The 11,491-nt window shown below is 45.8% G+C and carries 8 protein-coding genes; 7 read left to right on the top strand and 1 reads right to left on the bottom strand.

The features are described 5' to 3' along the window. Positions 1-8: 8 nt before the first annotated feature. Positions 9-650 (top strand): AlbA family DNA-binding domain-containing protein, encoded by a 642-nt coding sequence (locus A3SI_RS04270; RefSeq protein ID WP_009053815.1) that lies wholly within the window; start codon positions 9-11, stop codon positions 648-650. Positions 651-836: 186 nt separating this feature from the next. Here the strand turns inward: A3SI_RS04270 and A3SI_RS04265 are convergent, their stop codons facing one another. Next, on the bottom strand, positions 837-1,697 hold the full coding sequence (locus A3SI_RS04265; protein WP_009053814.1) for a 1-aminocyclopropane-1-carboxylate deaminase/D-cysteine desulfhydrase: 861 nt from the start codon (positions 1,695-1,697) through the stop codon (positions 837-839). 69 nt (positions 1,698-1,766) lie between these two features. Between A3SI_RS04265 and A3SI_RS04260 the strand changes: the two genes are divergently transcribed. The 6 genes from A3SI_RS04260 to A3SI_RS04235 all read left to right on the top strand — a co-directional run bounded on the left by A3SI_RS04260 (position 1,767) and on the right by A3SI_RS04235 (position 11,259). Then, a complete protein-coding gene (locus tag A3SI_RS04260) occupies positions 1,767-2,816 on the top strand; it encodes an RluA family pseudouridine synthase (protein ID WP_009053812.1) in 1,050 nt (349 codons plus the stop codon). A gap of 740 nt (positions 2,817-3,556) precedes the next feature. After that, complete coding sequence (locus tag A3SI_RS04255) at positions 3,557-4,120, top strand: hypothetical protein (RefSeq protein WP_009053809.1); 564 nt, start codon at positions 3,557-3,559, stop codon at positions 4,118-4,120. Continuing rightward, positions 4,063-4,554, top strand: a complete 492-nt coding sequence (locus A3SI_RS04250; protein ID WP_156810161.1) for a hypothetical protein — start codon at positions 4,063-4,065, stop codon at positions 4,552-4,554. Before A3SI_RS04255 ends, A3SI_RS04250 begins: the two co-directional genes overlap by 58 nt. Before the next feature lie 23 nt (positions 4,555-4,577). After that, positions 4,578-8,006 (top strand): DUF748 domain-containing protein, encoded by a 3,429-nt coding sequence (locus A3SI_RS04245; RefSeq protein WP_009053805.1) that lies wholly within the window; start codon positions 4,578-4,580, stop codon positions 8,004-8,006. Positions 8,007-8,640: 634 nt separating this feature from the next. After that, the gene (locus A3SI_RS04240) at positions 8,641-9,870 is read left to right on the top strand and encodes a 6-bladed beta-propeller (RefSeq protein ID WP_009053803.1); all 1,230 of its coding nucleotides are present in this window, start codon (positions 8,641-8,643) and stop codon (positions 9,868-9,870) included. Positions 9,871-10,035: 165 nt separating this feature from the next. Further along, entirely contained in the window at positions 10,036-11,259 is a 1,224-nt protein-coding gene (locus A3SI_RS04235; protein ID WP_238531594.1) for a 6-bladed beta-propeller, read from the top strand. Positions 11,260-11,491: the final 232 nt, after the last annotated feature.

Genomic DNA, 11,491 nt, shown 5'->3' with positions numbered 1-11,491 from the left:
TTCACATTATGCAACTATCTGACGTACATCGCCTGGCGGCAAGGGGCGAGGGGCTTCATATCGAATTTAAGAAAAAGGCCACTCACCCCGAGAAAATCGTTCGCGAACTGGTGGCCCTCGCGAACACAGAAGGGGGCCATCTGCTCATCGGCGTGGATGATGATGGCACGGTTAGCGGCCAGCGCTTCATCGAGGAGGAGATCTTCGTCATGGAAAATGCCATTGAAAAATACATCCGCCCCGCACTGGGGTATGAACTCAGCCTCTTTAAACTGAATGAAAAGAAAGGGGTAGCCGTTTTCTATGTGGCCTGCTCCCCGAATCGCCCGCATCTGGTAAAGGAAGGGACCCAGCGGCAGGCGTACGTGCGGGTCGCCGACCGAAGCATAAAGGCCAGCCGCGAAATGTGGGAAATCCTGAAGCGAATCGACCGCCCCGACGCCGCCGTATTCACCTACGGGGAGAAGGAAACCAAGTTGATGCAGCTTCTCCAAGAGAAGGGGCAGATCACCGTCCATGAATATGCCCGCGCCGCAGAGCTGCCCATTTTTTTAGCCTCGCGAACCCTGGTGCGCCTCGTGCTCGCGAATGTGCTGGAAATCCTTCCCCGAGAGGAGCAGCAGGATCTCTTTCAGATGAAAGCGACCTGATGGCGACGTCTAATTTGGCCCGAGGGCCAAAATAAACTTCAGAAGCAGGCTTATTCCAGCTGAGAATCTATCCGAAAACACACACACCGAAGGGATTAGACCACTTAGAACATAGCCAAAGGCAGCGCTCCATGCGGCGCCCCCTGAAAGAGGTAGCCCCAGTTGCCTGCAGCCCACCGGTATGGATCACCAGCAGCTCCCCATCGGCGGCAAATCGCCCCTCAAGAAGCGTTCGAGTGAAAAAAGTACTTTGACCGTGTACACAGGGTCTAAAACGATGCCGTTTACCTGATAAAAATCGCGGATAAACTGTAATAGCGGGGCACTAAAACGCCCGTATCCGCCTTCATGAGCTGGGTCTGGCCATAGGGACCAAGGGGCACCCTGCATCGGGAAGGGTGCCAAAAGCTGCCGAATCGCACCCTCCATGAAATCCCCCTTTAGCACGGGGAGCACATGCACATGCTGCTGGGGCTGCCCGCCCAAAATGAGGCCTGCGGCAGTTCCCCCCGTGCCTGCGGCAGTGAAAATATCCTGCACATCAGCAGGAATATACCGCTGTACCTCCGCCATCCCCTTCACTGCCAGGGGGCCAGTTCCCCCTTCAGGAATAAAATAGACAGTACCAAATGCTCGCTTAAGCGCAGCTTTAAAGTCCTGCCCCTCCTTTTGGCGATAAGCCGTGCGCGGGACGAAGTGCAGCACCATGCCACAGCGCTCCGCCCAGTAAAGGGTGGGGTTGCGCGGGCGCTTGTCCCGCAGCTCCTCCCCGCGTATAATCCCGACGGATCGCATGCCGAACTCCCGCGCCGCTGCTGCTGTGGCCACGAGGTGATTCGAAAAGGCCCCACCGAAGGTGAGTAGCTGCCCGAAACCCTGCTCTCGCGCCTCCTGCAGGGCATAGAAGAGCTTAAAAAACTTATTGCCTGAAATCAGGGGATGTACCAAGTCCAAACGCAGTAGACGCACGCGCGGAAAAAGGCCCGAGTCCGCATGTTTCAGCGGAAACCTGAGTGTGCTTAGCGGAAGTGAGGCGGGAAACTGCATGGAGTTGGGAATTTAAACGCCTAAAGATCCGAAACTTTTTAGAAAGCGCCGTACTTTTGTGCCATGAGCATGTTCGAAGATGATGAGGAAGACGACGCCCTTCCGGGTGGCGATGGGCGCTCCCTCTACCAGCACCATGAAATCCATGTGGATAAAGGCCAGCAGCCCACCCGCATCGACCGGTTTCTGACCGATAAAGTAGCGAATGCCACCCGCAGTAAGGTGCAGCAAGCGATCGACAGCGGCCAGGTGCTCGTAAATGGGCAGCCGACGAAGGCTAACTATAAAATCAAGCCCGAAGACCATATCCAGGTCCTTCTGGAGGAGCCGCCGCGTGATAGCACCGTTTACCCTGAAGACATCCCCCTCGATATCGTATTCGAAGATGAGACCCTCCTGGTCGTGAATAAACCTGCTGGCATGGTGGTGCACCCCGCGCATGGTAACTGGTCCGGGACGCTCGTGAACGCCCTCGTGCATCACTTCCAGCAGCTGCCCACCCTTCCCGGAAATTCAGGCAGACCGGGCCTGGTGCACCGCATCGATAAGGACACCTCCGGACTTTTAGTGATCGCGAAAACAGAGGATGCCATGACCAGCTTGGCGCGGCAGTTTTTCGACCATAGCATCGAGCGGGAGTATTATGCCTTGGTTTGGGGCGAGCCCCAAAGCGAAACGGGTACCATAGATGCGGCCATCGGCAGAAGCGCTAAGGACAGAAAGGTGATGGAGGCTTTCCCGGATAATAGCCAGGGGAAACCGGCCAGAACCCACTGGAAGGTTCTGCAAAATCTACGCTACGTAAGTTTAATCGCTTGCCAACTGGAAACGGGCAGGACGCATCAGATTCGAGCGCACATGAAATTCCTGGGCCATCCCCTCTTTAATGATGCCATGTATGGGGGAGACAAAATCCGGAAAGGCACTACCTTCTCCCAGTACCAGGCCTTTATAAAAAACTGCTTTCAGCTGCTTCCGCGGCAGGCGCTACATGCCCGCTCCTTAGGATTCGTACATCCCGTGACGAAAGAAAAGCTGTATTTCGAATGCCCACTTCCAGAGGACTTCCAGCAGGTGCTCGACAAATGGACACATTACGTGCAGTATAATGATAAATAAGGCGTCAAAACTGGCAAAAAGCTGCAAAAATAGAAAAACTACAACATTAGGCTAATTATTTAGTACTTCTCAGCTTCCGTATTAACAGGTTGTTAAGTATTCGGCCTAAAATTTAACATTTAAGCATATAAGCCTAAAATTTTCGAGAAATCGCTAACAGAAAACTGATTGTCTATTTCGGAGTTTATTAAAAAAATACTTTCCGCAATCGTTTCCAAAAACCAAATTACCATTTTAAAGCCTTGAAAATAAATATTGTGTAATTTTTAGCCTTTTTTCTTTCGGTATTTTCAAGAATCAACTTTCTGCCGTATATTTGTAGTGTTGTTAGACAGTAATGTTTGACAGTAGTGATCTGGAGATCCAATGGCGAAGGTTCGATCCCTTCCACTACACAGGTTATTTTGGGTTTATTGTTAATTGACTAAAGCTATGAAAATTCTTTTCATAGCTTTTTTATTTTTCCCCTTACCCAGTTCACCCGGATACTTGTCCCCCCCCCTCTGTACTCTTGAAAACACGGCCTATGCGAGGTATCACAGAAGGATTTACCCTAAAGCACTGTGGCCTAGTTACGGTTTTGCGAACAGGAAACTTGGCATTCCCTTTGTGTTTTCCAAAAAGCCAACGTTAGTCTTTTGATTCCGTTAGAAATGGATTAACGAAGGGACTTAAAAAACCAAGAACCACAGCAAAGCTCAAAAATTCCTTGTATTTTAGTACAAGCCTAAACCACATCCGTGCAGAAACCCATCCACAAAAGAAAAGCCTTTCGCATTTTTGCGTTATTCATAGGCCTGCTCCTCGCCCTTCATGTCGCGCTATATGTTAGCGCCGACTGGCTCCTGCGTGGTTATCTGCAGCGAAAGGTGACAGAACTGTCGGAAGGCAAGTATGCCCTGGAGTTCGATCGCTTCTACATCTCCTTTTTAGAGCGGGGCGTCGGTTTCCGCGAGCTGGAAATTAAACCCCTACTCAGCAGGGAGGAGATGAAGGCACTCGAAAGTGAGCTCCCCCTTTTCCGGGTTTCCCTGAAGCATATCAGCCTGAAGGGCCTATTTTACCAGTTTTTAACAAAAGAGTTTAGGATCGGAACCCTGCGCGTCGAAAGCCCTGAGCTGGATTTTGCGCTGAACGATTTTAAGGAAAACCTGCTGGAGGGCTTGGAAGATGGTTCGGAATCTGAATCCTCAGAAAGTCCCCTTCAGGTCTTGGAGCAGGAGCTCCAAAAAACTTTCTCCGCAGTGTGCTTGAGGAAATACGTATCGTCAACCTATACATCCAAGACGGAGACCTGCTGCTAGAGAACTTTATCGCCCAGCGGAGCATGAAAGCAGAAAAGACCCAAATCTACCTAAAAAACATGCGCCTGCTGCAGGAAAGAGACCCTGCTACTCCCCTGAATGCAGAAGGATTCGAAATCGAGCTCTCCCGCTTCGAGCTGCTACTGGCCGATTCTGTCCACACGATCTTCGCCGATAATGTGAGTATTTCTTCGCTGGAATCCTTTATTCGAGCGAAGGCACTTCGTGTCCGCCCGAATTTCGAAAAAGAAAGCAAGACCTACCTAGAACTAGGCTTTAATCAGCTGGCGATCACGGAAGCGGACATCAACAGGTCTTTTATACCAGTGAGGTCATCATCGGTGATCTACACTTGCATCAGCCGGAGGTACACGTTTACAGCAGGCAAGCTCTTAGTGAAGCTTCTACAGCGACCAAAAAAGAAAACTCAGTAGATGCCGGCGATTTATATCCACTCGTGGAGGGAATTTTAAAAGAAATTCGCGTGGAAAAACTGCGCATCGAGGAAGGCACCTTCAGCCAGGCACTGGTGGAGGAGCGCGAGCGCAAAAGGGTAGAGATTAACCGGTTGGACTTGCAGATGGACGCCGTTTATATCGGTCCGGAAAGTGAGGCTTTGGATCAATTTTTCTTTGCAGCGGAAGCTGCCATGGAACTTTATGAGGTTACTGTGCGGCTTAACGATCGCCTGCACGACATTCGCGCTGAATTCGCCCGCCTAGATTCGAAGGAAGATCTGGTGCGGGTAGAAAAGTTCACCATCCGACCTAACCCTGGAAGCGGTGGAAACAGTGATAGCACGCTGCTAGCAGTGAATCTCCCCGAATTTTCTATCGAAAAAGCGAACCTGAAGAAAGTATATAATGAAGGGATTTTCGATGTGCAGAAATTGCTGATCGTTAAGCCGGAATTTGACATTAAAGACCTTAGCCGCAAGCAGGAAAGCAGCAGCGGACTAGACTTACGGGAGCTGACGAAGGATTTTTTACAGGCCATTTACATCGAGGAGTTTGAGATTCAGGAGGGAGCCTTGACCGTGGACAACCGCTCGCTGCAGGAGCAGGACAGCCTTTCTTTTGGGCGCTTCAACTTAAAACTGGAGGCGTTTCGACTGGATGAGGAAACGGAAAACAGTCCGGATGCGGGTATATTTTATGCCCAGCACTTGGCACTGGAGCTTTCTGATTATGCTTTGAAGTTAGCCGATAATGTGCACCTGTTCCGTGCGGATCACCTGCGCTTGGACACCAAGACCAAGGAAGTCTCCATCGATAATTTCCGCATCGCTGCTCTGGATACGGCCAGCTTAGAGGAGACACTGCGGGATCAAAGCAAAACCACCGGCTTAGCTATTCACGTCCCGCAGTTTAAAGCGTACGGGGCAGATCTCAAGCGGGCCTATTTCAATAAGGAGCTGCTGATCCAAAAAATAGAAGTTCCAGCTCCGGAGATCGCCATCACCAAATTCTTTGCCGCTCAGGCGGCTGAAGCGGATACAGAAAACCTTTCTGTGGAAGAGGAAAAAGCGGATATCGTGGCGCTGCTAAGCAGTTACTTTAATCGGGTGGCTGTTCGTGAGCTGCTGATTTCTTCGGGCTCCTTATCGTTCGAAAATAAGGTGGGAGAAAACATGAAAACCTTTTCTGAAGACAAGGTCAATATCCGTATCCAGGGTTTTGAGGTGCGCCCAGATACGGACAATAAGGAGCTCAGCAATTTATTTTCTGAAGAAGTGGATATCCGCTTAAACGAATATGTCTTCGATCTGGCGGATGGTCGCTATGCCATCACGGTGGATGCCATTAATTTCAATAGTCAGCGGGAGGAAATCACCAGCCAAAATGTTCGTCTGCGGCCGAATGCCTCCTTCCGCAGCAATTTTAAAATTGCCGCTGTCGCACCCTCGCTGTCATTTACAGGAGTGGACCTGGAGTCGTTTTTATTCGATAGCGAACTCTTGCTGAATAAAATCAAGCTATCCGATGCTACGGTAACGCTGCTGTTTAATAACGATGTGGAGGGAGAAAAAGAGGCTGGAAATGATTCGGGAGATCGCCGAGACCGGAATTTGCCGAAGGCACTTACCGCTATACGCATCGATACGGTTATGGCTGAGCGTGCGCGGATCGAGGTGGATCTGATCGAGGAGGGCGCTCGAAAGCAAATTATTAATACGGCCGTTTTTTTCCAGATAGATGGCTTTAAACTGGATCCGGACCGCCTAGAGCAGGGACAAATAGCCGATTTCTTCGACGATATCCAGCTGACGGTAGATGCGTTCCGCTTGGACTTGGCCGATGAAATGCATCAGGTAACCTTCGAGTCGGTATCTTTCGATACGCGCTACGAGGGGATCTTGATGAAAAACTTAGAGATCGCCCCCAAGCACGACAAGCCGAAACCCGGGCAGCCGCTGATCGAAGGAGCGATTCAGAGTCTTCTTGTGAAAACACATCAGCTGAAAGAACTGCAGCAGAGTAAGCGACTAGAGCTAAAGGAAGTAAGTCTGTTCAAGCCATCGATCGCGCTACGCCTCGACCCCGAGCACCCTATGGTGGTCGAAAAAAACCTTTTTGGCATCGAGCGTGCGAATAAGGAAGAAGAAGAAGAAAAAGACCCCTTTCTGGAAGTTGTACACATCGATCGCCTGCGGGTAGAGGAGGCTGACTTCGACCTGCAGCGTCAATCAGGAAATTCGACAGGCCAGAATCTGCGCTCACTTAATCTTTCTTTGGATGACCTCACTTTTGATCTGCGCAAGCAGGCAGAGCGTGTTTCGCTGAACACCTTAATTAATAAAAATTTCGATATCACACTATCCGATTATCGATTTAATCTGCCGGATAGCTTAAACCAGGTTCGCCTCGGCTACCTTACCCTCTCGAATGAGCGCATCGTGTTGGAGGACGTGGCGCTGGTTCCACGTTATGGGCCCTTTGCTTACACGCGGAAGAAGGGGCATCAGGTAGATGTGATGGAGCTTCAGATTTCGCGCTTGACACTGCATGAGCCGGACTTGGAAACCTCTCTTTCCGAGGGTGGTCTTTTCGGTCGGTTTTTAGAGGTTGAGGGTGCTGATTTCCGCATCTTTAAGGACAAGCGCGCCCCAGAGCTGGAAAAAGTGAAGGAAATGCCACAGGCGCTGATGCGTCAGCTTCCGTTTCTAGTTCGCTTAGACAGTATGGAGTTAAAGGATGCGCAGGTGAGCTATACAGAATTTCCTAAAAATGGCTTTGTGCCAGGCACAATCACCTTCGAGCGCCTTCAGGCCACCTTGGGTCCTCTGCACATGGGGGATAGCAAAGACTTTCCTTTTGAACTGGAAAAAACAAACCTTCAGGCACAAGCTTACCTGAATGGGCAGGCGAAAATTCGTCTCGAAGGCCTCATGCGCTATGAAGCCCCCTATCCGATGACCCTGCATGCCCGGGCCGACTCCTTCGATTTGGCTACTATCAATTCGATTTTGGAGCCGAACGCCTTCGCGCGCGTGCGCAAAGGAACCTTTAATGGCGCCAGCTGGAAATTTACAGCGGACCAGTACGATGCTCGTGGAAGCATGAAGTTGTACTACAAAAACCTCAACCTCGCACTCCTCGACGAACGCACTTTAGAAGAAGCACGTGGCAGAAAGGGCGTCTTGACCTTCGTTATAAACGTACTCGCGGTGCGCAGTAATAACCCGCGAAAAATATTCGGCAATACGGTAAGTTCCCGGATCTATGCGGAGAACCCGAGCGACAAATTTATTTTCAACTACTGGTGGCGGGCCACATTATCTGGGGTAAGAGGAAGCTTAGGCTTGGGCCAGCCGAAAATCCCGAAACGCAAAGAGGAAGAGCCTTCCATGAATCCTCAGGCCCATCCTAAACAGGAGGAAGACTGAGAACCGATTACATCGGTAGTGGGTTTTCTTACCTTACACTTCTTATACCCCTGGCGACATACGCTACTCCGTGCCCGTTGAATGAATAGATTTTGATGCCGAACTTTTGGAAGTAAGTGGACACAGGCTGGTGTGCAGACTGCTAAAGTGAAAGGGAGCTCCAGCGACAGCTGCAAGTACGTCCTATTTTTACTTATGTTAGGTCTATTTAGGCCAAATGCAGCCTCTTTGTCTACTTCCAACAACCCTAAATAGAGGAAAAAGATATTTTTACCTTAAAAGGATAATTTTTTAGCAGAATACTTGCAAATAGAAAAGAAAGATTTAATTTTGATTTAAATAGGAATCCTCACTAAAGCCATACAAAACTTCAAGAAATAAAAGGTAATCACCTTGTCGACCACTAGATTATTCTGTATCGGCATGTTCAGCAGAAAAGGAGCAGTGGAGAAATTAGGGGTAAGGTGAAAATGAAGCACTTCGTACGATCTCGGGCAGGTGACCGCATTTAATGCACATTATTCAATACGAAAATGAAGCTCCTAAGAAAGGTAATCTTACTGTGTTTGCTTTTTCTTGTTTCATCTTCAACAAACATATGTAAGACAAACAATCTAAGAATTAAATCATTACTATGAATATGACTCACTTTCGTGCACTACTTCTATGCATCTGCTGCCTACACATTCACTTCTTCTCCCACGGACAGAAGGTGTATCCTAGTGCAGCTGATGCATCACCGGACCTAACAAAGATTACCGTTCGATCACAAGATATTTTGGAGGACTTTACGGTCACCCGAGACAAACTGTCTGAACACTGTGTAGTGCCACTAGAAGTAACGGATGCGAGCTTAATCGGAAAAATAGACAAAGTCATAAGGCATGAGGGAAGAATTTTCGTCCTCGATCGGGATTTGGCCCAAACAGTTTTCTGTTTTGACCTCCAAGGAAGATTTCTATTCAAACTAGGCGGCTTAGGTAAAGGGCCAGGTGAATATCGTGAATTAAGAGACATCGTATTATACCCAAGCACCAATGAAATAGGCGTTCTACAAGGTGAAAAAATCATCTGGTACAACACGGGGGATGGAGCATTTACAGGCGCCACGACTGAACTGGAAAATATCGTGTTAGACAAGGTGAGTCTATTAGATCCTACTCGTCTGATCGGCTACGCCAATAACCAATGTTTTTCAAAAGAAAATTGTTCGAAATTCTACAGTTTCACGAAAGATGCTGAAATACTAAATCGTTATTTACCTATTGAAAAACAAGAAAAAAACCTTTATGTAGATCATGAAAATCCTTTTTCAGGAAGTACGTTTAGCATTGGATTTACACACATACTAAACGACACCATTTATACGATCAATGGACACGGTAGGATGGTGCCAAAAGTTTGGCTTGATTTTACCGACATGGCTTCTAATGACAAATTTGAGCTACCAGAAAGCACAAAACAGTATAAAAAATGGTTGAACAAAACAGTAAAAAATAAAACAGTAAAAGGCTTGATTTTTTATCATGAAACAAATGATGTCATTCAGTTCAAGTTTCGCAGAGGCGTTGATTTAGTTTGGGGACTATTTCTTAAAGAAACTAATAAACTAATCTTAAGCGAAAACATTTTTGCTGACGAAGTACTATTTATTAATAGTAATGTAGGAATTTACAAGGATACGTTTATCAGTTATTTTTCTAGCGAGATCGTTTTGCAAATTAGTGAATTCCTCCCCTCTGCTGAAAATGAAATTGAAGACCTAATTAATACATACGGAAGAAATTTTTATGATTATATGATATCGTTAGATGGAGTGGCAAACCCCATTTTAGTGTTTTCAAAATTTAAAAATGATCTATGAAATTATAAATTATTTGAATTTTACCACTGATTTTGATCGGATTAAGCTTCTAATTACTATATCTACAAAAAATTACGTTAATAACATCCTTCAACCTTATTCAACATGCCATTCAACAGACATATATAAGACGAACAATCTAAGAATTAAATCATTACTATGAATATGACTCACTTTCGTGCACTACTTCTATGCATCTGCTGCCTACACATTCACTTCTTCTCCCTCGGACAGAAGACGTATCCTACTAGCGCAGCCGATGCATCACCGAAATTAAAAAAGATTACCGTTCGATCAAAAGATATTCAGAAGTCATTTACTGTTACACATGATAATGTATCTGAGTACTTTATAGTTCCTTTAGAGGCTACAGAAGCAAGTTTAATCGGCAAAATGAATAAAGTGATTAGACATGAGAAAAAGATATTCGTGCTTGATAGCGATTTGGCACAAACGGTATTTTGCTTTGACCTCAATGGTAAATTCTTATTTAAGTTAGGCCGAATAGGTAAGGGTTCAGGAGAGTATCGTGAATTAAGAGATATCGTATTAGACCCGATCACAAATGAAATAGGCGTTTTGCAAGGTGATAAGATCATCTGGTACAGTACGGAGGATGGAGTATTTACAGGCTATACGACTGAACTGGAAAACATCGTGTTAGACAAGGTGAGTCTATTAGATTCGGCCCGTTTTATTGGCTATGCCAATAACCAATGTTTTTCAAAAGAAAATTGTTCGAAATTCTACAGTTTCACGAAAGATGCTGAAATACTAAATCGTTATTTACCTATTGAAAAACAAGAAAAAAACCTTTATGTAGATTATGAAAATCCTTTTTCAGGAGGCATTTACACCATAGGCTTTACTCACACACTTAATGACACCATATACACAATAAACTCTGATGATCAAATGGAACCAAAATTTTGGATTGATTTTACCGATATGGCAGTAAAAAAAACATCGATATGGAAAAATTTAACAGACTTCAAAAATTGGTTTAACAGATCTTTAAAAAGTCAAATTGTGAAAGGTTTATTTACTTACTATGAAACGAGTGATGCCATACAATTTGAATTTCGTAAAGGAACAAATATACTCTGGGGATTATATCTTAAAGAAACCAATAGGCTAATTATGACTGATGAATTGATTTCTCAACGTATTTTAGTGAATAATAACAACGTTGGGATTTATAAAGATATGTTCATAAGCTACATATCTGGCGAATTCATTTTGCAAATCAAGGAGTATTTATCCTCAGGAGAAATTGATGAGCAAACTACAATAGAAATACTAGGAAAGGATGTCTACAACCACACAAAATCTATAGAAGATATAGCAAATCCGGTTTTGATCTTCGCAAAATTTAAAAATGACTTATGAAATCGATTATTATTTCCATATTGGCTCTAATTCTTGGCGGATCTTGCCTCTGTTTATTAGCGGATCAAAAAAAAATAAAGAATAAAATGGAAAGATTAAAAACAGAAATTTCTATTTATCAAACCAAAGAAGACATTCAAAACTATTTTTTGAACTCTCTAAGCCGTACTTACTTAAAMCTCTGTTTTTATTGATAAGAGAAAATTCTTGTCATTTCATAACTGAGTTTCAC

It is taken from the genome of Nitritalea halalkaliphila LW7 (genome assembly GCF_000265075.1).
GTDB classification, from domain to species: domain Bacteria; phylum Bacteroidota; class Bacteroidia; order Cytophagales; family Cyclobacteriaceae; genus Nitritalea; species Nitritalea halalkaliphila.
The sequence above is the reverse complement of the archived record's forward strand: the minus strand, read 5'-3'. Positions and strand labels throughout refer to the sequence as shown.

What these genes read in the sequence shown, in the direction of transcription:
- A3SI_RS04270 (WP_009053815.1), top strand. Translation starts at nt 9, where the DNA reads ATGCAACTATCTGACGTACATCGCCTGGCGGCAAGGGGCGAGGGGCTT.
- A3SI_RS04265 (WP_009053814.1), bottom strand. Translation starts at nt 1,697, where the DNA reads ATGCAGTTTCCCGCCTCACTTCCGCTAAGCACACTCAGGTTTCCGCTG.
- A3SI_RS04260 (WP_009053812.1), top strand. Translation starts at nt 1,767, where the DNA reads ATGTTCGAAGATGATGAGGAAGACGACGCCCTTCCGGGTGGCGATGGG.
- A3SI_RS04240 (WP_009053803.1), top strand. Translation starts at nt 8,641, where the DNA reads ATGAATATGACTCACTTTCGTGCACTACTTCTATGCATCTGCTGCCTA.
- A3SI_RS04235 (WP_238531594.1), top strand. Translation starts at nt 10,036, where the DNA reads ATGACTCACTTTCGTGCACTACTTCTATGCATCTGCTGCCTACACATT.